The 24,739-nt window shown below is 44.7% G+C and carries 14 protein-coding genes and 1 tRNA gene; 8 read left to right on the plus strand and 7 right to left on the minus strand.

Features of this window, described 5'->3' with window-relative positions:
* Positions 1 to 155 precede the first annotated feature (155 nt).
* From ACTCNA_RS12005 to ACTCNA_RS12025, 5 genes are all read left to right on the plus strand, one after another.
* Positions 156 to 242: transfer RNA gene (locus ACTCNA_RS12005), tRNA-Leu, on the plus strand.
* A gap of 222 nt (positions 243 to 464) precedes the next feature.
* Positions 465 to 611, plus strand: a complete 147-nt coding sequence (locus ACTCNA_RS12010) for a hypothetical protein (RefSeq protein ID WP_462948161.1) — start codon at positions 465 to 467, stop codon at positions 609 to 611.
* Positions 612 to 841: 230 nt separating this feature from the next.
* Entirely contained in the window at positions 842 to 2,278 is a 1,437-nt protein-coding gene (gene asnS / locus ACTCNA_RS12015) for an asparagine--tRNA ligase (RefSeq protein WP_462948162.1), read from the plus strand.
* Between the two features lie 61 nt (positions 2,279 to 2,339).
* Positions 2,340 to 3,794, plus strand: coding sequence for an RNA polymerase factor sigma-54 (rpoN, locus tag ACTCNA_RS12020; protein ID WP_462948163.1), 1,455 nt, complete (start codon positions 2,340 to 2,342; stop codon positions 3,792 to 3,794).
* Between the two features lie 3 nt (positions 3,795 to 3,797).
* On the plus strand, positions 3,798 to 4,400 hold the full coding sequence (locus ACTCNA_RS12025; protein ID WP_462948164.1) for a hypothetical protein: 603 nt from the start codon (positions 3,798 to 3,800) through the stop codon (positions 4,398 to 4,400).
* A 1-nt stretch (position 4,401) separates the two neighbouring features.
* Here ACTCNA_RS12025 and ACTCNA_RS12030 read toward each other — a convergent pair whose 3' ends face one another.
* Both ACTCNA_RS12030 and ACTCNA_RS12035 read right to left on the minus strand, forming a co-directional pair.
* Positions 4,402 to 5,100, minus strand: a complete 699-nt coding sequence (locus tag ACTCNA_RS12030; protein WP_462948165.1) for a response regulator transcription factor — start codon at positions 5,098 to 5,100, stop codon at positions 4,402 to 4,404.
* A gap of 93 nt (positions 5,101 to 5,193) precedes the next feature.
* Positions 5,194 to 6,234, minus strand: coding sequence for a sensor histidine kinase (locus ACTCNA_RS12035; protein WP_462948166.1), 1,041 nt, complete (start codon positions 6,232 to 6,234; stop codon positions 5,194 to 5,196).
* A 209-nt stretch (positions 6,235 to 6,443) separates the two neighbouring features.
* Between ACTCNA_RS12035 and ACTCNA_RS12040 the strand changes: the two genes are divergently transcribed.
* Positions 6,444 to 8,714, plus strand: coding sequence for an inorganic phosphate transporter (locus ACTCNA_RS12040; protein ID WP_462948167.1), 2,271 nt, complete (start codon positions 6,444 to 6,446; stop codon positions 8,712 to 8,714).
* A 213-nt stretch (positions 8,715 to 8,927) separates the two neighbouring features.
* Here the strand turns inward: ACTCNA_RS12040 and treY are convergent, their stop codons facing one another.
* The 5 genes from treY to treZ form a co-directional block, all read right to left on the minus strand.
* Entirely contained in the window at positions 8,928 to 11,609 is a 2,682-nt protein-coding gene (treY, locus tag ACTCNA_RS12045; RefSeq protein ID WP_462948168.1) for a malto-oligosyltrehalose synthase, read from the minus strand.
* A 259-nt stretch (positions 11,610 to 11,868) separates the two neighbouring features.
* The gene (glgB, locus tag ACTCNA_RS12050; protein WP_462948169.1) at positions 11,869 to 13,857 is read right to left on the minus strand and encodes a 1,4-alpha-glucan branching protein GlgB; all 1,989 of its coding nucleotides are present in this window, start codon (positions 13,855 to 13,857) and stop codon (positions 11,869 to 11,871) included.
* Positions 13,858 to 13,886: 29 nt separating this feature from the next.
* A complete protein-coding gene (gene treS, locus ACTCNA_RS12055; protein ID WP_462948170.1) occupies positions 13,887 to 17,204 on the minus strand; it encodes a maltose alpha-D-glucosyltransferase in 3,318 nt (1,105 codons plus the stop codon).
* An 18-nt stretch (positions 17,205 to 17,222) separates the two neighbouring features.
* Positions 17,223 to 19,214 (minus strand): alpha-1,4-glucan--maltose-1-phosphate maltosyltransferase, encoded by a 1,992-nt coding sequence (locus ACTCNA_RS12060; protein WP_462948171.1) that lies wholly within the window; start codon positions 19,212 to 19,214, stop codon positions 17,223 to 17,225.
* 5 nt (positions 19,215 to 19,219) lie between these two features.
* The gene (gene treZ, locus ACTCNA_RS12065) at positions 19,220 to 21,046 is read right to left on the minus strand and encodes a malto-oligosyltrehalose trehalohydrolase (protein WP_462948172.1); all 1,827 of its coding nucleotides are present in this window, start codon (positions 21,044 to 21,046) and stop codon (positions 19,220 to 19,222) included.
* 264 nt (positions 21,047 to 21,310) lie between these two features.
* On the opposite strand from treZ, the gene glgX reads away from it, so the two are divergent.
* Positions 21,311 to 23,470: a glycogen debranching protein GlgX gene (gene glgX / locus ACTCNA_RS12070; RefSeq protein ID WP_462948173.1), complete on the plus strand. Its 2,160-nt coding sequence runs from the start codon at positions 21,311 to 21,313 to the stop codon at positions 23,468 to 23,470.
* A gap of 80 nt (positions 23,471 to 23,550) precedes the next feature.
* On the plus strand, positions 23,551 to 24,387 hold the full coding sequence (locus ACTCNA_RS12075) for a UDP-2,3-diacylglucosamine diphosphatase (protein ID WP_462948174.1): 837 nt from the start codon (positions 23,551 to 23,553) through the stop codon (positions 24,385 to 24,387).
* The last annotated feature ends 352 nt before the right edge of the window (positions 24,388 to 24,739 follow it).

Genomic DNA, 24,739 nt, shown 5'->3' on the forward strand with positions numbered 1-24,739 from the left:
TTTTAAATCAGGAACAGGGAAAGAATTTTTAAAGTCCCTTGAATAATATTTTTGCAGATTCGTGGTAAATAGTTAATTTTGCACACCATTTTTTCGCAAAGGAAATGAGCGTTTGGTACCTGATTTCCGGGAGCAACGCGAAAAATTGAAAATTTGCCCGGATGGCGGAATTGGTAGACGCGCTGGATTCAAAATCCAGTTCCAGCAATGGAGTGTGGGTTCGATTCCCACTCCGGGTACCAGGTGAAAAAACAAATTATCGTAAAAGCGCTTAAAATCAATGTTTTAAGCGCTTTTTGTTTGCCCTGCATGCAAACCAATCCGGCAGCTTGAAAGAGAGCTGCGCCGCCTCACCGGAGGGAAGGCAATACGAAGCCAAGCGCGTTGCCGGCAACGGCAGGGTGTGAAGCCTGTCTGCTGCCAGGCAGGGAAGGCTTAGTAAGTGCCGTGAACATAACGAAAGCATGACTGGTCAGGTAGGTAAACCGATTTTGGCGGTCAGTTGGGGCAAGGTTGCAAAAAGTGCCGAAGCCCGAAATTCGGATACGGCTGAACGTTATAACGGATGGATTATGGTGCTGGATAGTTTGCTTAACAGGGGAAGCCTTTAACTTTGTTCTTTCATTTTTTTGATGCAAAGGACTAAGCAGGAACAAGCCGGGAGGCAAGGATTTGTTAAGAGGGTGGAGGTGGCAGATGAGCCCGAAGTAGTGATTATTTTATTAATTCTTCAAATCTCCAAAATTGGCACAACCATTTTTCATTTATAACCATAAAAATTTACTTTTGTATCCTTTACAATCAAAACACTTTAAAAAATATCACAAAAAGAAGTTGAACCATGGTAAGACTGAAAATCAAGGACATTCTTCAAAACGGGAAAACCGGTGAAAAAACACTGGTGAAAGCATGGGTGAGAACAAAACGCGGCAGTAAAAACGTAAACTTTATTGCATTAAATGATGGTTCAACTATTCATAACCTTCAGGTTGTGGCCGACACTGAAAAATTCGACGAACACCTGCTGCGTGAAATAAACACGGGAGCTGCCCTGGCAGTTGAAGGTTTACTCAGCGAGTCGCAGGGAAGTGGCCAGAATGTGGAGCTGGCAGCCGAAAAAATTGAACTCCTGGGAAAGGCAGACCCCGAAAAGTACCCGATTCAGCCGAAAAAACATACCCTCGAATTTCTGCGCGAGAATGCACACCTCCGCTTCCGCACCAACACATTCGGAGCTGTATTCCGGGTACGCCATGCCATGGCATTTGCCATACATAACTATTTCAACCAAAAAGGATTTTATTACCTGCACACACCAATTATTACTGCCAGCGATGCCGAGGGGGCTGGTCAAATGTTCAGGGTTTCAACTTTCGACCCGTTAAACCCGCCACTTACTGATGAAGGAAAGCCCGATTACAGCAAGGACTTTTTCGGCAGGCCAACCAACCTCACAGTTTCGGGACAGCTCGAAGGCGAACTGGGTGCATTGGCACTGGGCGAAATTTACACCTTCGGCCCCACTTTCAGGGCCGAAAATTCAAACACCACACGCCACCTGGCCGAGTTCTGGATGATTGAACCCGAAATGGCGTTCTACAACCTGAAAGACAACATGGATTTGGCCGAAGAGTTTCTGAAATGCCTCATTCGTTACGCACTGGATAATTGCCGCGACGATTTACAGTTCCTGGGTAACAGGCTGAGCCAGGAAGAAAAAAACAAACCCAAAGAGCAACGCTCGATGGATTTGGTTGAGAAACTTGAATTTGTACTTAACAGTGATTTTATCCGCATAACATACACCGAGGCTATTGATATCCTGAAAAATTCAAAACCCTACAAAAAGAAAAAATTTCAGTTTCCGGTTGACTGGGGCGTTGATTTGCAGAGCGAACATGAACGCTACCTGGTAGAAAAACATTTTAAATGCCCGGTTATTTTAACCGATTATCCCAAAGATATTAAGGCGTTTTACATGAAACAAAACGATGACAATAAAACGGTCCGGGCAATGGATGTTTTATTCCCGCAAATTGGCGAAATTATTGGTGGCTCGCAGCGGGAAGAAGAACTCGAAAAACTGGAAAAACGAATGGACGAAATGAATATTCCGGCAGAAGAAATGTGGTGGTACCTCGACACCCGCAGGTACGGAAGCGTGGTTCACAGCGGTTTCGGGCTGGGATTCGAGCGCTTTGTGCAGTTTGTTACCGGAATGGGTAATATCCGCGACGTGATTGCTTTTCCACGGACTCCAAAAAGTGCAGAATTCTGATTTGACATGCTTGAAGTCCTTCAAAAAAATAGTAAATTTACGGAGATAACTAAAAAGGGATATGGAGCAAAAACTTTCGTTACAACAAAAGTTGCTGCAGAAGCTTTCACCACAACAAATTCAGGTGATAAAGCTTTTGGAGATCCCTACTGTTCAGCTCGAACAGCGAATTAAAAAAGAGCTGGAAGAAAACCCTGTGCTGGAATACGAGTCAGACTCACCGGACAACAACGAGGACAACGAAAGTTCAGAATCAGAAACAGACCAGGACAACGACGAATTTTCGTACGACGATTACATTAATGAGGAGGACGATGATATCCCTTCCTATAAAACCTCGGCCAACAACTACTCAAAAGACGACAAATACCTTGAAATTCCTTTTTCAGTAGGTGCAACTTTCCACGAAAACCTGCGCGAACAACTGAGCATGATTAGCCTGCCGGAAAGCGACCAAAAATTGGCCGAATATATTATTGGAAATATTGACGACGATGGCTACCTGCGGCGCGACCTGCTTTCAATCAGCGACGACCTGGCTTTCAACCTGAACATGGAGGTTCCGGAAGAAAAACTGCTTGAAATACTCCGCATCATTCAGCAGCTCGACCCGCCGGGAATTGGTGCCCGCGACCTCCGCGAATGCCTTTTGCTGCAACTGGATCGCAAAAAAAACGGTTCGCATGATTTGGCAAAGATAATTGTAAAAGATTATTTCGATGAATTTACCCGCAAGCACTACGAAAAAATCAAGAAAAAACTGGACTTGTCGGAAGAAGAATTGAAAGAGGGAATTGGGCAGGTGCTGAAGCTGAACCCAAAACCGGGCAGCTCATACAGTAATCCGCTCAATAAATCGAATCAACATATAATTCCTGACTTTTTGCTCGACAATGTCGATGGCGAACTCCAGCTTTCGCTGAACCAGCAAAATGTTCCTGATTTAAAAATTAACGATACCTACCTCGAAATGATGCGTTCGCTGGCTGAGCGAAACAAAAATAAATCAAAAAACCAGAAAGAGGCCATGCTATTTGTGAAGCAAAAGCTTGACTCTGCCAAGTGGTTTATCGATGCCATCAGGCAGCGCAACCACACCCTTTTGCACACCATGTCGGAAATTATCGATTTTCAGAAAGAATTTTTCAAGGAAGGCGACGAATCCAAACTGCGCCCCATGATTCTGAAAGATATTGCAGAAAGGACCGGGCTCGATATTTCAACCATTTCAAGGGTTTCGAACAGTAAATATATTCAGACCCACTTCGGTATTTACCCGTTAAAATATTTCTTCTCCGAAGGATTACAAAAAAATGACGGTGAAGAAGTTTCCACCCGTGAAATAAAAATGATACTGAAAGAGTGCATTGAAAACGAAGACAAACATAAACCCCTGACCGATGAAAAACTCACCCGGATCCTGAAAGACAAATCGTATAATATTGCCCGGAGAACCGTTGCCAAATACCGCGAGCAGCTCGGTATTCCGGTTGCCCGCCTGCGCAAAAAACTCTAAATATTGAAAAAAGCAGCTCAGATAATATCTATACTTTTTCACCCGGTTTTACTACCTACCCTGGGATTTGTATTGCTGTTCAACTCCGGGTTTTATTTTTCATTTTTATCATGGGAAGCCCAGCGCTATGTTTTACTGGTAGTGTTTTTCACTACTGCAGTTTTACCCCTGATTGGAGTGGCTCTTTTGGCGCTCCGGTCCAATTTCGATCTGTCGCTTAAAAAAAACAACGACCGCATAGTAGCCCTTCTTTTTACGGGGATTTTTTATTACCTCGGGTTCTTATTGCTCGGCAGAATAAAAGCTTTCCCCATTTTTAAAGTCATCCTTTTAGCATCAGTCCTGGTAATTATTGCCGTTTTACTCCTGTCGCTGAAATGGAAAATCAGTGCCCACATGGCCGCCCTGGGAAGCCTTACCGGGGTTGTTTTCGCCCTTGCTTTTCGCACGGGAATAAATCTGTTTATATCAATTTTAATACTAATTTTGGTTTCGGGGCTGACGGGAACTTCACGGTTAATGCTCGAAAAAAATAACCTGCCACAAATTGCAGCAGGTTATATTCTGGGATTTTTAATTGTTTACCTGACAATTTATTTCGTTTGACTTACTCCACAAATTTGTACCCGATGCCTTTCAGGGTTTTAATGTGCGCACTTCCAATTTTTTCGCGCAGTTTCCGTATGTGAACATCAATTGTACGATCGCCAACTACCACATTTTCGCCCCATACCGATGAATAAATTTCTTCGCGGGTAAATACTTTCCCGGGTTTTGAAACCAACAGCGATAGCAACTCGAACTCCTTACGTGGAAGGACCATTTCTTCATCATCAATACGAATCAGATAACGCTCTTTGTCAATCAGCAAGTTGCCGATGGTCATTGTATTGGAATCTTTATTGTAGGTAACCGGGCCGCTTTCGCCGGTGCGTTTCAGCAAAGCTTTTACGCGGCTTACCAAAACTTTGGGCCGCACGGGCTTGGAAATATAGTCATCAGCACCAGCCTCGAACCCGGCAATTTGCGAATAATCTTCGCCGCGTGCGGTTAAAAAGGCAATAATGGTGTTGTTGAGCGTAGGAATCTTGCGAATTTCTTCGCAGGCTGCAATCCCGTCCATTTCGGGCATCATCACGTCCAGAATAATTAAATGGGGTTGTTTTTTCTCGGCCATTTTAATGGCATCGTGCCCGTTTTGCGCAGTGTAAACGGTGTAACCTTCTTTTTCGAGGTTGTAGCTGATGAATTCGAGAATATCGATTTCGTCATCAACCAGCAGAATTTTAAAATTATTTTCAGTCATGAGATAAAAGTATTACAAACTGTATAAGTAGTTGATTTTTTTTGCAATGAGATTAATAAATCTTTAAGCTTACAATAAACAAAATTATTGTTATTATTTGGCTTTTTCAAGTGTAAAGTTAAAAGTTGTTCCCTGATCCACAACACTACGCACATTAATTGATTGATTATGTGCTTCAATTATGTGTTTTACGATTGAAAGACCGAGCCCGGTTCCGCCCTGTTCCCTCGATCGTGATTTATCTACACGGTAAAAACGCTCAAAAACGCGTGGCAGGTTTTTCTTTTCTATGCCAATCCCGTTATCGGTAATTTCAACCATAATATTCTCATCGAGGTCATGAAACGAAACATGGACAAAACCTCCTTTTTTACCGTATTTAATAGCATTTACCACCAGGTTTGTCAACACTTCCAGTATCCGGTTACGGTCGGCTTTTACATAAATTGGCTTGGATGGTTTATTGATAATTTCGAGTGAAATCTGCCATTCGTCGGCCTGCCACTGCTCCATTTCCAGCACTTCTTTCACTGTTTTTACAATATCGAAGGTTACCATCTTCAGTTTCATCTCGCCCGATTCCAACTTGGTTATCGACTCCAAATCTTCAACTATCGAAATCATCCGGTCGATACTTTTTTCGGTGCGTTTCAGGTAGAGCATGTTAATTTTATCGTCTTCAATGCCACCTTCCAAAAGCGTGAGAATATACCCCTGAATATTAAAAATAGGCGTTTTAAGCTCGTGAGACACGTTTCCAACAAACTCTTTGCGGTAGCGTTCCAGCTCTTTCAACCGTTCAATTTCTTTCATTTGTGTCCGGGCCCACTCTTCCACCTCAAATTTTACATTAGTAAGAAGGTTGGCCGAGTCAGCAGGTTTTTCTTCCATTTTCTTCCCGCTAAGTGGCATATCCTTAATGGCTTTGTAAACCGGGCGGATTTTATCTAAAATATACCGGTTCACAACAAAAAGAATTGAGTAAAAGGAAACCAAAAAAAAGGCAACGGTAAGCAGTGCAATTATCCAGATTGCCGGACCGAGCCACCAGGTTAAAAGCAGAAAAACAGCCAACAATAACGTCAGAAAAACTGATATATAGGTTGTTAACCTTTTCGAAGAATAAGTTTTCATAAATCCCCTCTTTATAAGATGATACTGTTTTTACTGAACAGTTTTAATAATCAGATTGATTTCCAACCTGTTTGCGGCTCCAAAAATATAAAAAATTAAGCTCATTTCGTTTAACAGTAAATTCATTGTTACTTAATGATTTTTTAATATTTTAGTGGCGTTTAAAGCTTTAATTCGCACCTAAAATTATTGCCTGTAAAACTTAGATAATGGAAAATTTTTACCTTATCATTGTAGTAATCCTCTTCGCACTTGCAATTTCTGATTTAGTTGTTGGAGTAAGTAACGATGCCGTCAATTTTCTGAATTCGGCATTTGGTTCGAAAGCAGCCCCCAAATGGCTCATTTTTCTAATGGCCGGCATTGGGGTACTTATTGGGTCAACCTTTTCAAGCGGCATGATGGAGGTGGCACGGAAAGGAATTTTTCACCCCGACATGTTTGTTTTTTCCGAAATCATGGTCATTTTCCTTGCGGTAATGATTACGGATGTTATCCTGCTCGATTTGTTTAACACATTCGGGTTGCCCACCTCCACCACGGTTTCCATTGTTTTTGAATTACTGGGTTCGGCTGTGGCTGTTTCCATCGTTAAAATTAAAATGATGGGCGGTACCATTCTCGAACTTTCAGAATATATCAATTCCGAAAAGGCGCTGGCCATTATTACCGGCATTTTACTTTCGGTTTTCATTGCCTTCACCGTAGGTGCTATAATACAGTACATTACGCGATTTATTTTTACTTTCAACTACCGGGAAAAAATGAAATATTTCGGTTCAATTTTCGGGGGACTGGCTATTTCTGCCATTGTTTATTTCATTCTCATTAAAGGAATTAACGGTTCTGCTTTTGCCGAAATGACAGTGCCAAGCGGCGAACGATTTGGTGACTGGGTGGCCACCCACACCGGACTGATACTTCTTTACAATTTTATTTTCTGGGTAATATTTTTGCAGGTACTGAGTTGGTTATTCAAAATTAAAATACTGAAACTGATTGTTTTGGTGGGAACCTTTGCTCTTGCAATGGCTTTTGCAGGCAACGATTTGGTAAATTTCATAGGTGTGCCACTGGCAGGGTTTAACTCGTTTAAAGCGTGGGTAGCCGGTGGTGCAGGTTCACCTGATGAATTTACCATGGAAATGCTTGCAGGTAAGGTAGATACCCCAACCTTTATGCTGGCAATAGCCGGTTTAATTATGATTGTCACATTAATTTTATCGAAAAAAGCACAATCGGTTGTCTCTACTTCGGTTGATTTATCGCGACAAAGCGAAGGTACCGAGCGGTTTAACTCTTCGCTTGCAGCCAGGGTAATTGTACGAGGAACCACCAAATTTACCCGGGGCATAAGAAGCATTATTCCCTCCCCGATGATTGATTCGATCCAGGCCCGTTTTACTCCGCCATCTGCCGATAATACCACTAATCCTGATGCGCCGGCTTTCGATAAAATAAGGGCGGCAGTTAACCTCGTAGTTGCCAGTGTTTTAATTGCAATTGGCACCTCTTTAAAACTCCCGCTTTCAACCACTTATGTAACTTTCATGGTGGCCATGGGTACATCGCTTTCCGACCGTGCCTGGGACCGCGAAAGTGCAGTGTATCGTGTATCGGGCGTATTTTCTGTTATTGGCGGCTGGTTTTTAACCGCTATCCTTGCATTTACCGTCTCGGCCATAATTGCTTCATTGATCTCAGTTGGCGGGCAGTTCATGATTTTCATATTTGTGGCTGTTGCCATTTTTATGGTTATCCGCACGCACATGTTGTTTAAGAAAAGAAGCCAGGAAAGCCAGGAAGATGAAGAAGAATCGATTACTGAAAAAGATGCCACCGACAAGGTGATGGAAAAATGCATCAAACAGGTGAGCAAGTCAATCGTGCAGGCCAATACAGTTTACGACGACAGCATTAAGCATTTCCTGAAAGAAAACCGGTCGAAACTGAAAGAGGCACTGGAAATTAAAGATAACCTGAATAAAAAAGCAAAGAAAAAGAAAAACAAGGTGCTGAATACCCTTTCCAAAATTGAAGAAAACGTAGATTCGGGGCACTTTTACGTTCAGGTAGTTGACTACCAGCGCGAACTGGCCCACTCGCTCAATTTCCTTACCGAACCACTCTACGAGCACCTCGACAATCAGCATAAACCCTTTATTAAAGCCCAGGCTGAAGAGATGCAGGCTCTAAATGAAAAAGTGGATCATTTCTTCAATTTTGCCCTGGATATTGTAAAAGAGAACAAGTTTAACGAAATTGAAAAACTCATTGAGCTGCGCGACAAAATATTACAGGACCTGGAAAAAATGGAAATTGCCCAAATCAAGCGAATTAAAGCCAAAGAGGTGAATACACGCAACTCGGTACTGTATTTCAACACCATTACCGAAACCAAAAATATGCTGTTGCATGCCATTAACCTGATTAAATCGCACCGCGATTTTATTACGGTTACTATGAAAGAGCGGGGGTGAAAATATTCAAAAACTGAATTTTTAAAAGGGCATCCATGAGGATTAATCCAGTGTCGTGTCAATCATGTTTTGTCATTTCGGATATCCACCCAATTTTGTTGGGCACAATTAGGGGATGACAGTGAAATTCCAATATGCAAATCCCAAATTCCAAAAAAACAATTTGGAAATACTCTAAATTCCAGAATTCTCAGTTTTATCTTGCTTTGAAATTCATTTTGAATTCCTCAAAACTCCAAACGGAACAACTTCAAACAGATTCTGCACATTCAAGGCCTCTCCAACTTCAACTATTTGTTTTGTCAAACGGTTTTTCAGCATGGGGATATCCGTTTCCGGAAATTCAACCTGTGTATCTTCCCAGTTTGGATTGGCTGGCATGCTTGCCGTGTTGAGCGGCAATACAACGATTAAATGCTGATTGCCAAACTTCCGGTGGAAAGCAATAATGTGTTTTTTGTATTTCCCGGAAACCTTCAGCGGAGTGTAATCTCCTTTCTGAAAAAGCTCCGGATATTGAATGCGTTCATTCAGTGTCAGCCAGCTTATCCATTGTTTCAGTTGGCCGTCTAACGGCTGGTGGCACAGACTTTCGGCTAATCTCGCGGCATCTGTTTCATAATTTTTGATAATCCAGCCGAGATTGGCCGATAACTTTTCAAAATTAACTGCCCGCCGGTTGTCGGGATCTACGAAGCTGAGGTTCCAGGTCTCTGTTCCCTGGAATGTATCGGGCACTCCCGGCACCAAATTTTTCAGAATGAGCTGGGTAATGGAATTGGTTATTCCGTGCGGAATAATTTCTTCCATAAACCGCAGAAAACTATCGGGGAATTTTGTTTTGGAAGAAAGAATTTTTCGCGTAAATTCCAGCGTTTTGTTCTCATACAACTCATCTGGATTGCTCCACGACGAATTAACTTTTGCCTCACGCATCGCCTTTACCAGGTATTCCTCCAGACGTTCTTTAAATGATTCATCGATTTTTGCATCCATCGGCAGGTGTGCGCATAAAACCTGGTAAATCAGGTACTCGTCGTTGGGTGTCGGAATTTCCTTTCCGCCATCAAATTGCTTCAATTCGCGGTTTAGTTCATACCACTCTTTGGTGGCGGCCATCCATGCTTCTGGGACATCGCTCAACACATTCAGCCGGGCACGGGCATCTTCTCCGCGCTTGGTGTCGTGGGTCGAAATGGTATTCATCGTCAGCGGCTGCTTTTCCAGCCGTTCTTTCATATAATCATGAAATGTGCTGGTACGAATGCCGAAATAGCCCGGTGAATCGCCTACTTCGTTGTGCCCGATAAACGGATTGTACGAATAAAACGCCGTGTCTTCAATTCCTTTGGCCATCAGCGGACCGGTAAACTGCATGCAGTGCCTGAAAAAGCGATCGGTTTCCGGCACTTCATTTTCAGTGCCGGGTAACTTCAGCAGGAACAGATCTTCCAGCAAACGGAGGGGTTTTGCAAGTGACGGATTTTTTTCAGCTGCCTGCCCGATGATTTCGCTCACCACCGTTTTTTCGTGGTTAGTAAATTTTGATGGCGGCCGGTAAATCTTGTAAACCGGGCAAAAAACGAGGAATTCGCCGATGGCTTTTTTTAGAATTTTCTCATCGGTTTTGGTTTTCAAAACAGCACCGAGCGAGGTGCATTCACGGGTAAGGTTGTCTAATTCCCCTTTCAGCCGGTTGTATAAAATGAAACTGTTTTTCTTGTAAAACACATCCTCGAAATCATCGGTTCTGTCGATCCACTCGTTGTAGTATTTGTAGAAAAACGGGCCTTTTCCAGGATTAGTGAGCAGGTTGTTTACCATTCCGAGGAAATCGTAGCCAGTGGTTCCCTCCATCGGCCAGTCAGCAGGAATTTCCTCATCTTTCTCCAGAATTTTCTCCACTACAATGTAGGTATCGTCACCCAGCAGTTTTCGCAAACGTTCGAGGTATTCGCCGGGATTATACAACCCATCGATGTGATCGATACGCACGCCGTCAACCAATCCTCGTTTCACCCAGTTGGCAATCAGTTTATGGGTAGTTTCAAAAACGTGTTCATGCTGAATGTTTACACAAATGAGCCCGTTGATGGTGAAAAACCGGCGGTAATTAATTTTTGTTTCGGTGTCTTTCCAAAACGAAGGATAATAATACAGCGCATTGATGATCTCGCGCAACTTGTTAGTGTTGTTGTTGGCAGAGTGCAAACATTCATCGATGTATTCCTTTGTTTGAACTGACTCCGAATAATCCCTCATCAATTTTTGCCGCAACTCATCAAAATTTTGGATGTTTCTTCCGGCGTTCAAAAATGCAGCCACTGTCAATGGGATGTGTGCCCTATTTTCAGCTTCCAGTAATTTGGGATACGCCGGAACCGATAGCGGATAACGGTTGTTGAAATAGTTAAGCTTGAAACCGTTTTCATCAAAACTGATCTTCAATTCTCCGTCTTTAATCAGCTGTTCCATCGGTTTTCCAAAAAAAGGCAGCATCAGTTTCCGGTTCAGGTTTTCGTCAGGGTGTTTTTCCTGAATATCGAAAAAATCGTAAAAAGCAGAATCGCGGCCCTTTTCCAGGACATCGTAAATCCACGGATTTTCGGGCGAAAAAGCCATGTGGTTGGGCACGATGTCCTGCACCCAGCCCAACCCGTTTTCGTGTAACTTTTCAATCAGGTTTTCAAACTCCTGCCCTGTACCAATTTCAGGATTGATTTTCAGTGGATTAGTTACATCGTAACCATGTGTGCTGCCTTTTACCGCCTCAAAAACCGGCGATGCATAAAGGGTTTTAATGCCTGATTTCCGTAGGTACGGAATCAGTCTTTCGGCATTTTTCAGTGTAAAATTTTTATTAAACTGAAAACGGTAAGTTGATACTGGATTCATAAGCCCCCTTTCGTTCCCCCAAAGGGGGAAATTTTAGTGATTAAATGATATTTTATACATCTTATAAAGTCAAATAAAACAGCAAAAACAGCCAGTTCAAAACATTAACTATAAGCTTTTTATGAATTCTGCTTTTTATTCAGTATTTCGTGAATTTTTAGTGATTTGGTGGCTATTAGTTTTATCTGCCACTAAAGCACGAAAACATAAAGTTTTCTCAAAGCAAAAGCAGACACGCAAAAGTCCCCCTTTGGGGGATTTAGGGGGCTGCTGCAAACATTACCACCCCAAGTGGTGGCAGCAATATATTAATCGACTGATCTTCGCCATGAAAAGGAACCGGGTTGGCCGCCACGCCACCAAAATTACCAATGCCGCTACCACTGTATTGTGTAGCATCGCTGTTCAGAATTTCCAGCCACTTGGTATCTTCGGGTACGCCAATCCGGTAGTTGTGCCGTGGAACCGGAGTCATGTTCACTACCACAATCACGGGGTGCTCTTTCTTTTTATCGTAGCGGACAAAGCTCAAAATGGAATTTTTTGAGTCGTTGGCATCGATCCATTTGAATCCTTCTCCTGAAAAATCATTTTCATATAAAGCAGGGAACCGCCGGTAAACACTGTTCAAATCTTTCACGAAAAACTGAAGGCCCTTGTGATTGTCAAAATTGAGCAGGTGCCAGTCGAGGCTTTGTTCGTGGTTCCACTCGTTCCATTGCCCCAGCTCCATTCCCATGAAATGCAGCTTTTTACCGGGATGGGCAAACATATATCCAAACAGCGCGCGGAGGTTGGCAAACTTCTGCCAGTCATCGCCGGGCATTTTGTTGATCAAACTGCCTTTCCCATGTACCACCTCGTCGTGCGACAACGAAAGCATAAAATTTTCGTTAAAGGCGTACATTATACTGAATGTCATTTGATTGTGATGGTAACTACGGTGAACCGGCTCGTGAGCGAAATAACTCAGCGTGTCGTGCATCCAGCCCATGTTCCATTTCATGCCAAAACCAAGTCCGCCGGTATAAACCGGGCGGGTAACCATTGGCCAGGCCGTGGATTCCTCGGCAATAGTTTGAATGTCGGGAAATCGGGTGTAAAGCGATTCATTCAGATCGCGCAAAAACTGAATGGCTTCTAAGTTTTCGCGACCGCCGTGTTCGTTGGGAATCCATTCCCCTTCTTTTCGCGAATAATCGAGATACAACATCGAAGCCACAGCATCTACCCTGATTCCGTCGATATGAAATCGCTCCATCCAGCTGTGGGCGCTGCTAATCAGAAAATTCCGGATTTCGTTGCGCCCGTAGTTAAAGATGTAGCTGCTCCAGTCGGGGTGATAACCTTTGCGTGGATCCTGGTGTTCGTACAGGTAAGTCCCGTCGAAAAAGTGCAGCCCGTGCTGGTCGCCGGGGAAATGGGAAGGCACCCAGTCCATAATCACGCCAATATCGTTTTGGTGCAGGTAATCCACAAGATACATGAAATCGCCGGGTGTGCCGAAACGGCTGGTAGGCCCGAAAAAACCCGTAACCTGGTAACCCCACGATCCTGAAAACGGATACTCGGTTACCGGCATCAGCTCCACGTGGGTGTAGCCCATCTCTTTTACGTAAGCGGCCAGTTCTCCCGCCAGTTCTGAATAGGTAAGCGTACGGTTTCCTTCCTCAGGTTTTCTTCTCCAGGATTCCAGGTGGACTTCGTAAACCGAAAATGGACTGTCGAGCGCATTGTTCTTTTTCCGCTTTTCCATCCACTTTTTATCGTTCCAGTTGTAGTTGTAATCCCACACCACCGAGGCCGTTTTGGGCGGCTGCTCACTGTAAAACGCCACCGGGTCGGCCTTTTCAACGGTGTAGTTGTTGTGTTGCGATATAATGAAATACTTATAGGCTTCCCCTTTTCCCACACCGGGAATAAACCCCTGCCAGATGCCGGATTCATCTTCGCGGCGCTTCAGGTGGTGGGCATCTTTCCCCCATCCGTTAAAATTGCCGATAACAGAAACCGAATCGGCATTTGGTGCCCACACCGCGAAAAAGGTGCCCTTCACGCCTTTCAGTTCCATCACGTGGGCACCCAGTTTTTCGTGCAGCGAAAAGTGTTTGCCTTCACGGAAAAGGTAAATGTCGTATTCCGTAATAAATTCTGCCACATCCTGCACCGCGTTTCCGGTTTCAGGGATTTGGGCTTCCTCTTTTTGAACTTCTTTTTTTGTACCTGATTTATTTTGTTTCTTACTCATAGTCAAATTTTTAATCGGTTTCAGAATAATTATTCCACCAAATCATCGAGTATTTTTTTCAGTCCGTTCAGCGGAATGTGCAGCCAGTCGGGCCGGTTATTGAATTCATAATCGGCTTCGTAAATGGCTTTTTCGATGGTGTAAACCGAAAGCAGATCGTTTATTTCCCGTTCCTCTTTCGGAATAAATGAAGCATCGCCGGCTGTTTCGAGGTAGCTGTCGATGAATGTTTTGCGTACAATTTCGTACCACGCTTCCAGCCACGGATTGAGCAAATCGGCGCTTCCCGGAATCTTCGACTGGTTCTCGAGCTGTCCCATGTAAATGGCGTAGTGGAACGAACGCAGCATTCCGGCCACATCTTTAAACGGGCAATGTTTAAGTTTTCGGGCTGTGAGCGAACGGGTTGGCTCGCCTTCAAAATCGATAATCATAAAATCCTTCCCGGTAAACAGCACTTGCCCGAGGTGGTAGTCGCCGTGAACCCGGGTCTTGGATGTGTGGATTTTTTTCTTCTCCAGCGTGTGCTTGATCGTTGACAGCAGCAGGCTTTCGTTGCCGATGATATCGTCAATCAGCGCTTTTTGCTCATTGTTCAATTTCTGTTTCGATGACTTCATGTCGTTTAACGTCCGCTTAATCAGCGTGCGGAATGACTGGTAAAGCGACTTTTGATAAAGCAGCGAGAACGGTTCGGGCTTGAACTCTTTTTTGCTTTCGACCGAAGCTAGTGCAAGGTGCATTTCTGCAGTCCGCTTTCCAAGCAGCTCAATCATTTCGATAAAAAACGGCCCAAGCAGATCGTGCATTTTTTCTTCGCCCACATGCTCCACCAAATCGGTAGTGGTGTCAATCGGTTTGCCGCTCAGCAGGTACTCCTTGTCTTCAATAATCCGGTCGAAATAGCGGTCGATGGACGACTGGGTAAACTCCCACGCATTCCCTTCGTTCTGCACAAAATCAATCAGAATGCCGAGCGCCGAACTTTCGGCATTGTACTCGCGGTACTCCAGCGCGCCTGCAAAAGTCGGGAAGTTTCGGAAACGGGTATTTTCAGTCAATGTTTTTATGATTTCCAGCTCCGGGTTGTTGCCCTCCTCGGGGCTGCGATACATTTTGAAAAAGAACCTGTTATCGTAAAGAATCGAGGTGTTTGACTGCTCGGCCAGCAGCACCCGCGAGTTGAGCGGCAGTTCGCTTTTCTTCACTTTCGAACTCATTTTTTTGCCGGGTACTCCCACAATGCTTCCTTTCCGGTTTTTCAGAACTCCCTTTTGGGTAATCAGCTGCAGGAAAATATCGCGTACTTCCGGGTTGTACGAACCGTCGTACATCACGCCTTCGTGGCCATCTACTCCCACATACGCAATCATCGCCTCGGGGTGCTTGAATTTCACATCGGCAATAATTTCTCCTGTTTTTATTGAAATCGGGATGACATACTGTTCGGGTTTGCCTTCAATGTATTTTGTTTCTATAATTACGATGTACGAGTTTAGGTTTCCGGTAGAAAGCGGAATGGTATTTTTGATGTCGATGGCCTTAATTTTTTTTGCCTTGCCACGGAACCAGCGGTTTTTATGCACGTAACTGCGCATTAATTTTTCGAGCGAATTTTTGGTGGTGCCCTGCATTTTGTTCCACTCTTTTGAAGTGAGCACCAGCTGATGATCGGGCGACAGGGTTTCAATCACTTCGTCTTCTTCCTGTTTGCACAATTCAAACCAGAAATAGTTTTTAAACTGCATAGGGAATATGTAGGGATCCTTCCCGATAATCGCAAATTTATTCTGGCTGAAAACCTCAGTAGGAACGTACCCTTCATATTCCGATAAATCGAGCCCGGCCTGCTGCGAGTAGCGCGAAAGGTTAATAATGACAAGTATTTTTTCGTCGTTGTAGGTACGGGTGAACGCCAGTATTTTGCTGTTGCTGGTATTGATAAACTGAATGTCGCCGCGGCTGAATGCCCGGTATTGTTTCCGCTTGGCAATCACGCGCCGCATCCACCACAACAACGAAGTGGAATTCTTTTCGAAGTTCTCCACATTCACGGTTTCGTAGTGATAATCGTGGTTAAAAATTACCGGTAGAAACAGCCGCTGTGGTTCGGCAGACGAGAACCCCGCGTTTCGGTCGGCCGACCACTGCATGGGTGTGCGCACGCCGTCGCGGTCGCCAAGGTAATAGTTATCGCCCATTCCAATTTCATCGCCGTAATATACAATCGGCGTTCCGGGCATCGAAAACAACAGGATGTTCATCAGTTCGATGTTTTTCCGGTCGTTGTCGAGCAACGGGGCCAAACGCCGGCGGATACCGAGGTTGATGCGCTGTTTCGGATTTTGTGCAAACGATTTGTACATGTAGTCACGCTCCTCGTCCGAAACCATCTCCAGCGTCAGCTCATCGTGGTTCCGCAAAAAAATGGCCCACTGGCAATTATCGGGAATGTCGGGTGTTTGTTCCAGAATGTCGATGAGCGGGAAACGGTCTTCCATGCGCATAGACATGTAGAGGCGCGGCATCAGCGGGAAGTGAAACGACATGTGGCACTCATCGCCTTTCCCAAAATATTCCGACGCATCGTCGGGCCACTGGTTGGCTTCGGCCAGCAGCATTCTATCCTCGTAATTCTCGTCGATGTATTTACGCAGTTTTTTCAGAAATGCGTGGGTTTCGGGCAGGTTTTCGCAGTTGGTCCCTTCGCGTTCGTACAAATAGGGCACTGCATCTAACCGCAGCCCGTCGATTCCAATTTTGAACCAGAAATCGAGCACCTTGAAAACTGCCTTGTGCACGCTCGGATTATCGTAGTTCAAATCGGGCTGATGTGAATAGAACCGGTGCCAGTAGTAGGCTTTGGCCACTGGATCCCACGCCCAGTTCGAAATTTCGAAATCCTGAAAAATAATCCGTGCGTCGTTATATTTATCGGTGGTATCGTTCCACACATAAAAATCGCGGTAAACGCTGCCGGGCTTGGCATTCCGGGCCCGCTGAAACCACTTGTGGTCGCTCGATGTGTGGTTGAGCACCAACTCGGTAATCACCCGCAAATCGCGGTTGTGTGCCTCGCGGATGAACCGCTTGAAATCGGCCATCGTCCCGTAATCTTCATGAATATGGGTAAAATCGGCAATATCGTATCCTCCGTCTTTCAGCGGAGATTTGTAAAAAGGCAAAATCCAGATGGCCGTCACGCCCAGCGATTTAAGGTAATCCAGTTTTTCAATCAGCCCTTTAAAATCGCCAATCCCGTCGCCGTTACTGTCTTTAAACGAACGAACATGGGCCTGGTAGATGACCGCATCTTTGTACCAGCTTTTTGTATCTTCTTTCTGCATAATATTTTTCTGAATGGTTTACATGAAATAATCGAAATCTCTTTCGGTGCGTACTTTTTTGCGTACTTTAAAAATATGAACAGGCATCACGCCGGGATCCAGTTCCACAAAATTGTGCTCGCCGCTCCAAAGAAAATGGGCACCGCTAATCAGGTCGTGAACCTGGTAGGAGTCGTGTCCCTCCATTCCAAATTCTTTGAGCGGAAAGTGAAGCCAGCCCGAGTGCGTGTGGTGTGGATCGAGCGTCACTACCACCAAAATGATGTTGCTGAGGTCGTCCGATGCCTTGCTGTAACAAACCAGCGCATCGTTATCGATGGCATGAAATTTTAGTGAATGCGTGTTTTGCAGCGCTGTGTTTTCATGACGAATTTGGTTCACCCGCGCGATAATTTTCCGCAGGCTTTTGGGGTCGTCGAAATTCCAGTTTTTAATCTCATATTTCTCCGAGTTGAGGTACTCCTCTTTTCCCGGGGCTACGGGTTCGTTCTCCATCAGTTCAAAAGCCGGTCCGTAAATCCCGTAGTTGGAACTCAATGTTGCCGCCAGCGCCAGCCGCTGAATATATCCGGCGCGGTTAGCTACCTGCAAAAATTCGGGTAAAATATCGGGTGTGTTGGGCCAGAAGTTTGGATGGAAAAATTCGCGGGCTTTTGAATTCACCAGTTCGTTGAGGTAGGTTTCCAGTTCGTATTTTGAATTGCGCCAGGTGAAATAGGTGTACGACTGCGTGAATCCCTGCTTGGCCAGGTTGTACATCACTTTTGGCCGGGTAAACGCCTCGGCGAGGAAAATCACATCGGGGTGTTCTTTTTTGATTTCGCGAATGGCCCAGCCCCAGAAGTTAAATGACTTGGTGTGCGGATTATCGACCCGGAAAATTTTCACGCCTTTTTCGATCCAGAAAAGGAAAACGCTTTTCAGCTCTTCCCAAAGGTTTTTCCAGTCATCGCTTTCAAAATTGATGGGGTAAATGTCTTCGTATTTTTTGGGGGGATTTTCGGCATATTGGATCGATCCGTCGGGCCGGTGCCTGAACCATTCCGGGTACTCTTTCACCCACGGATGATCGGGCGAGCACTGGAAAGCAATGTCCATGGCAATTTCAATATTTTTTTCGGCGGCTTGCTGAATTAGTTCGCGGAATTCTTCCATTGTACCCAGTTGCGGGTGAATGGATTTGTGGCCGCCTTCCTTGCCGCCAATGGCCCATGGTGAGCCGGGTTCACCGGGTTGCGCCGTTACGCTGTTGTTCTTCCCCTTGCGTTTGGTTTCGCCAATTGGGTGAATGGGCGGCAGGTACAGCACATCGAAACCCAGTTCGGAAACATACGGCAAAAAGCCGATAACATCTTTAAATGTACCATGCTTGTTTTCGAATGGACTCAACGACCGTGGGAAAACCTCGTACCAGCTGCTGAAACTGGCGCGTTTCCGGTCAACCGTTATTTCATAATTTTTTTCAAACTGCGTTACATGTTTCTTCACCGGGTACTTTACCATGGTGCGGTACAATTTTCCGTCGAGTACAGAACCGATTTTCTTTTCCCAAACCTCATCGGAGTTAAACTCCTTTTGCACTTTTTTTAGAAATACAGCTTCCTTCTCCGCCATATTTCCATGTGCATCAAGCGCTTCCTGGATAAGGTTAGCGCCAATTTGCAAATCGACATCGATATCCACCTGCGCATCGATTTTTTTGAGGATGTCGCGGTGCCACGATTTAAAATGATCGACCCAGGCCCGCACCGTGTAAAAATACGACCCCATGGAATCGAGCGGGAATTCAGCCTTCCACTCGTCATTAATCACAAACTCCATTTCAGCGGCTTTCCACTCTTTGTCGTCCTGGAATTTATGCAGCACTTCGGCGCTCAGCACGTCGTGGCTGTCGCAATAAATATCTGCTGTAATTTTTATTTTGTCTCCAATTACCCGCTTCACCGGGAAATCGCCGCAATTGACCTGCGGCTGTATATTCTCTATAAAAACACGTTGTTGTCCGTTCATAATTGTTATTTTGAAAATATTACAATTGATTTTTTCTGCACTGTAATTTTATCGTTTGCCGAAACCTCCGTTTTTCCCGGTTCAGAAATTCCAGTCGGGCTGAAATCGGTTGAATCGAAAATTTTGGTCAGGCTTCCGTTGATGTGCGCAGGAATTATACCGGTTTGTTCTTCCTTTTCAAAATTCAGGAACACCACTACCCTGTTTTCGCCCTGCCATCTTTCGAGCGTGAAAAACTTTCCATCATCTAAAATTTTCAGGTTATCCTTGTCGGTTTCCTTCAAAACCGGGTGTGTTTTCCGAAGCCGAATTAATTGCTGGTAAAACCTGAATACCGATGATTTTTCCGCATCGCTTTCAATGTTCCACGAAAGTTTAGAAGCTTCGAAAGTTTCCGGATCATCCGGGTTTCGGGCCTCCACGTTAACGTCGTAAAAATCTTTGAACTCTTCTTTTCTGCCTTCGCGTACCAGGCGGTTGAGTTTTTCATCGAGGTGGCTCACGAAATAGAAAAACGGATTGCGCTCGCCGTACTCTTCGCCCATGAAAAGCATCGGCACATTGGGCGCAACAAACATGGCCCCGGCAATTACTTTCGCAGTTTCAAAATCCGTTATCGAAATCAGGCGGTCGCCATGCAGCCGGTTGCCCACCTGGTCGTGGTTCTGGTTGAAAATTACAAAATGATCCCCCGGATTATTTTGGGTGGAATTACCATACGTCTTTTTGCGGAAATCGGAATACCGGCCGTCATAAACAAACGCATCCTTTATGGCTTTTGAGAGTTGCTCCGGTTTACCAAAATCCATGTAATACCCTTTTTGCTCCCCGGTTGCAAGTGTATGCACGGCATGATGGAAATCGTCGGACCACTGCGCATCCAGCCCGTATCCGCCTTTTTCAATGGGCGAAATGTAACGCACGTCGTTCAGATGTGATTCTGCAATCAAATAGTGCCTCCTTCCGGTTTGTTCAGTCAGTTGATTCAAGTTTTCTGCCAATTCCTGCATAATGTGCTTTGCGCCAAAATCAAAAATGGAATGCACCGCGTCCAGACGGAGGCCATCTATATGAAAATCACGGCACCACATCAATGCATTCTGGATGGCGTAGTTGCGCACACCGTCGGAATAGGGCCCGTCAAAATTGATGGGGTCGCCCCAGGGTGTGGAATATTTTCCCGAAAAGTAGTGGCCAAAATTCCCCACATAATTTCCTTCGGGCCCGAAATGGTTGTACACCACATCCATGATTACGGCAATGCCCTGTTTGTGGCTTTCGTTCACCAGCGCCATCAACTCTTTGGCACCGCCATACGAATCCTGAACGGCAAACGGGTACACACCGTCGTAACCCCAGTTTCGTTTTCCGCTGAACTGTGACACCGGGAGAATTTCAATAGTATTCACACCCAACTCTTTCAGGTAATCCAATTTTGAACGAATTCCGGCAAAAGTTCCCTCCGGGGTAAAAGTTCCGGTGTGCAGCTCATACTGAATCATTTCATTCAGTGGGATGTTTTTCCAGTCGTGGTCAATCCATTCAAAATCGTTTAAATCGATTGTTTCCGAAGCTTCGTGAACGCCATCGGGCTGTGAAAGCGAAGCCGGATCGGGGAACGGTTCCTTCTCATCCAACTGGTATTTGTAGCGGGTTCCGGGCGAAATACTTTCCAGTTCAACCGACCAGTAGCCTAACTCCCGCGGCTTCATTTTATACTTTTTTTCAGGATGTTGTGTAACCAAATGCACACTTTTGGTTTTGGGTGCCCATACATTAAACATACAGGTATTCTCAGCAGTAAATACAGGGAAAATTTTTCTGTAATTCATTCATTTACTTTTAGGATTATACAACTTTCCATCAATTTCTGAATACGATTTTTCTCACGGATTGTTCTTTACTGATTTGTTTCAATTATTCAAAAAATAAATTTCAGGATACTATTTTTCAGGTTCAGGTTTAATAGCCTGGCTTTAATAATTCAACAATAAAAATTATCTATTGTTTCAATGGACAGGATGGTGAAGATTGTTGATTGAAATATCATTTGTTCACATCTAAATTATAAAAAAAACAATACATTTAAGGAAAAAATGGAAAACGAAGCAGTTCAAACAAAACAATACGGAGGAAAATTTTTACCGGGCAAACCATATCCTCTGGGTGCCAATTACGATGGTGAGGGTGTAAATTTTGCCCTTTTCAGTGAAAATGCCACCGGCGTAACGCTGTGCCTTTTTCACCATCCGGACGATAAAGAAGAATACGCCCAAATTCATTTTGAAGAAGTAACCGATTACGTGTGGCATGCCTGGTTGCCCGGAATAAAGCCCGGCCAGCTATATGGCTACCGGGTTTCGGGAAAGTACAAACCCAAAAAAGGGTTCCGGTTCAATCCAAAAAAACTGCTGATCGACCCTTATGCAAAGGCCATCAACGGCAGCATCACTGTTGAGCAAAGCATGTTTGATTACACGCTGGAAGAAGGCGAAAAAATTAAACTGCACATGGAAGAAACCGACAGCGCCGCTGAGATGAACAAATCGGTGGTGATCGATACGCGTTTCGACTGGGAAGGTGTGAAAAAGCCCGACATCCAGATGCACAATTCCATTATTTATGAGTTGCATGTAAAGGGATTTACCCAACTTCATCCTGAAATTCCGGAAAACGAAAGGGGAACCTACAAAGGGCTCGCCCATCCGAAAATTATCGATTATTTTAAGGAGCTGGGCGTGACGGCCATCGAGTTGATGCCTGTTCATCATTTTTCACACAACAAATTTCTGCTCGATAAAGGCCTCTCCAACTACTGGGGCTACAACTCCATCGGTTTTTTTGCGCCCCATGCCGAGTACGCGGCCACCGGCCAAAACGGCGAGCAGGTAAACGAATTCAAGGACCTGGTGAAAGCCTACCACAAAGCCGGTATCGAAGTCATTCTGGATGTGGTATATAACCACACGGCCGAAGGAAACCACCTTGGCCCCACTCTCTCTTTTCGCGGCATCGACAATCACAACTATTATCGGCTGGAACAGGAACACCCGTTGTATTACACCGACTACACCGGCACCGGTAACACGCTGAACCTGCTCAGCAGCCGCACGCTGCAACTGGTGATGGACAGCCTGCGTTACTGGGCTACCGAAATGCAGGTGGACGGCTTCCGGTTCGACCTCGCCTCGGCACTCGCCCGCGGATTGTTCGATGTGGGTAAGCTGTCCACATTTCTCGATACCATCCACCAGGATCCCATCATTTCTCAAATGAAACTAATTGCCGAACCCTGGGATTTGGGCGAAGGCGGTTATCAGGTAGGAAATTTCCCGGTGTTGTGGGCCGAGTGGAACGGGAAATACCGCGACTCGGTGCGGAAATTCTGGCGGGGCGACGAGAGCCAGGTAAGCGAGCTGGCCTACCGGCTGAGCGGCAGCAGCGATTTGTACCAGGACAACGGGAAATTGCCGTCGTCGAGTATCAATTTTGTAACCGCACACGATGGGTTTACCCTGCACGATTTGGTGAGTTACAACGAAAAACACAACGAAGCCAACCTGGAAGATAACAACGACGGCGAAGATCACAACATCAGCTGGAACAGCGGCGTGGAAGGGCCAACTGACGATCCGGAAATTATTCAGCGCCGCGAAAAACGGAAAAGAAATTTTCTGGGAACGCTGCTGCTGAGCCAGGGAGTCCCCATGATTAGCCACGGCGACGAATACGGCCGCACCCAGCACGGCAACAACAATGCCTATTGCCAGGACAGTGAACTGGCCTGGATGCACTGGGACTGGGACGAGAACCAGCGTAAGCTGTTCGAATTCACAAAAAAAATGATTGCCATCCGTCGGGAACACCCCATTTTGCACCCGCGGCGGTATTTTAAAAACCGCAAAATTCAGGGCGAAGGGGTATTCGATATTCGCTGGATCAATACCGAAGGAAAAGATATGAGCCAGGAAGAGTGGGATACCAGCTTCATCCGGGTGATGGGGATGATGCTCAACGGCGAACTGATGAAAGAGAAGGATGAATTTGGCAACGACCTGAAACAGGAGATACTGCTGATTCTGGTCAACAGCTACTGGGAATCCATTCCGTTTACACTGCCCAAAGACGGACTGGGAGAAGAGTGGGAAATTCGGGAAGATACCAGTTGGGAGGAAAATCCGGAGGCACCGGTGCATGTAAAAAATGTTTTTGATTTGGAAGCTCGTTCTCTGATGCTTTTAAGAAATATCAGGTGATGTTTATTCAAACCGTAATAATATTGCAACTATTCATTCATTTCTAATGCTGTAATTTGTATAACTGAATTTATGCAGTTATGGAAGTAAGAGAATTGGAAGTGGCTGTAATTTCCGATTTACATCTGGCCACCTATGCCAGCAAACCTAAAAAAGTACTGAAGTACCTTAAGTCCATCTTGCCCAACATTCTCGTGTTAAATGGCGATATCATCGATTCGTGGCGTTTCAGCCGTAATTACTTTCCAAAAAATCAGTTAAAAGTGGTTCGGCAAATCATTAAAATGATGGAAAAGGGTGTTAAGGTGTATTACATTACCGGAAACCATGACGAATTTTTAAGGAAGTTTGCACCAACCACTGTGGGAAACCTTAAAATTGTAAACCAGCTTATTCTGGAACTGGACGGAATGAAAACCTGGATTTTTCACGGCGACATTTTCGATAGTGCCATTCACGGGAAAAAACAACTGGCCAAATATGGAGCAGCCTTAAAAGGATTTCTTTCTGTGTTAAACAAGCTACTAAACCAGGTACTCCTTTTTTTCGGGAAGAATGAAGTGATTTTGTATAAAAGCATTAAGCACCGGCTTATGCGTGATAAGCTGAACCTTTCGTCAACCGAATCGAGAATTCTGAATGCTGCCATTATGCAAGGCTACCAAACCGCGATTTGTGGTCATACACACGTACCGAAAGAAAAAGAAGTAGCGATTAATGGGAAAACGGTTCGTTACCTGAATTGCGGCGACTGGGTGGAACATTTTACGGCAGCAGAATACAACCATGGAGAATGGTGCCTCTTTTATCAAAACAATCAGGAAGAAGAACTTCAACCCGATGAACTGGAAATTCCTGGAGAGAGCCAGATGTACCAAATCATTTCGAAAGAATTTTCTTGTTTAAATCTTATTTGATTTGCAATAAAACTTTAATGGTGAATTAAGATTGAGTTAAAACACCGGTTGTTTATTTGCCATTGATTCAAAAAACAGAATGCCAATGAAAGAGTAGCTGATTGAAAACAAAAAAACCTGCATAAGCTTCGACCCAAATGCAGGCAAAAAAATAAATTTTTTAAAAACTAAGTAGTACAAAATTATGAAAGAAAAATTACTTAAGCAACTAAATGTTGTTTCTAAAAAGCTGTTGTACATCATTCTTTTGCAGCTTTTTGTATGGCAGTTTGCCAACGGAAAAGATGTAACTTCCCCACAGAATTCAATTGCATTTGCACAGCAACCCACAAAACAAATTACCGGAAAAGTC

Source organism: Tangfeifania sp. (genome assembly GCF_055108615.1).

Coding starts and splice junctions, on each gene's coding strand:
- ACTCNA_RS12010 (WP_462948161.1), top strand. CDS start 465: ATGACTGGTCAGGTAGGTAAACCGATTTTGGCGGTCAGTTGGGGCAAG.
- asnS (WP_462948162.1), top strand. CDS start 842: ATGGTAAGACTGAAAATCAAGGACATTCTTCAAAACGGGAAAACCGGT.
- rpoN (WP_462948163.1), top strand. CDS start 2,340: ATGGAGCAAAAACTTTCGTTACAACAAAAGTTGCTGCAGAAGCTTTCA.
- ACTCNA_RS12030 (WP_462948165.1), bottom strand. CDS start 5,100: ATGACTGAAAATAATTTTAAAATTCTGCTGGTTGATGACGAAATCGAT.
- ACTCNA_RS12035 (WP_462948166.1), bottom strand. CDS start 6,234: ATGAAAACTTATTCTTCGAAAAGGTTAACAACCTATATATCAGTTTTT.
- ACTCNA_RS12040 (WP_462948167.1), top strand. CDS start 6,444: ATGGAAAATTTTTACCTTATCATTGTAGTAATCCTCTTCGCACTTGCA.
- treY (WP_462948168.1), bottom strand. CDS start 11,609: ATGAATCCAGTATCAACTTACCGTTTTCAGTTTAATAAAAATTTTACA.
- glgB (WP_462948169.1), bottom strand. CDS start 13,857: ATGAGTAAGAAACAAAATAAATCAGGTACAAAAAAAGAAGTTCAAAAA.
- treS (WP_462948170.1), bottom strand. CDS start 17,204: ATGCAGAAAGAAGATACAAAAAGCTGGTACAAAGATGCGGTCATCTAC.
- ACTCNA_RS12060 (WP_462948171.1), bottom strand. CDS start 19,214: ATGAACGGACAACAACGTGTTTTTATAGAGAATATACAGCCGCAGGTC.
- treZ (WP_462948172.1), bottom strand. CDS start 21,046: ATGAATTACAGAAAAATTTTCCCTGTATTTACTGCTGAGAATACCTGT.
- glgX (WP_462948173.1), top strand. CDS start 21,311: ATGGAAAACGAAGCAGTTCAAACAAAACAATACGGAGGAAAATTTTTA.
- ACTCNA_RS12075 (WP_462948174.1), top strand. CDS start 23,551: ATGGAAGTAAGAGAATTGGAAGTGGCTGTAATTTCCGATTTACATCTG.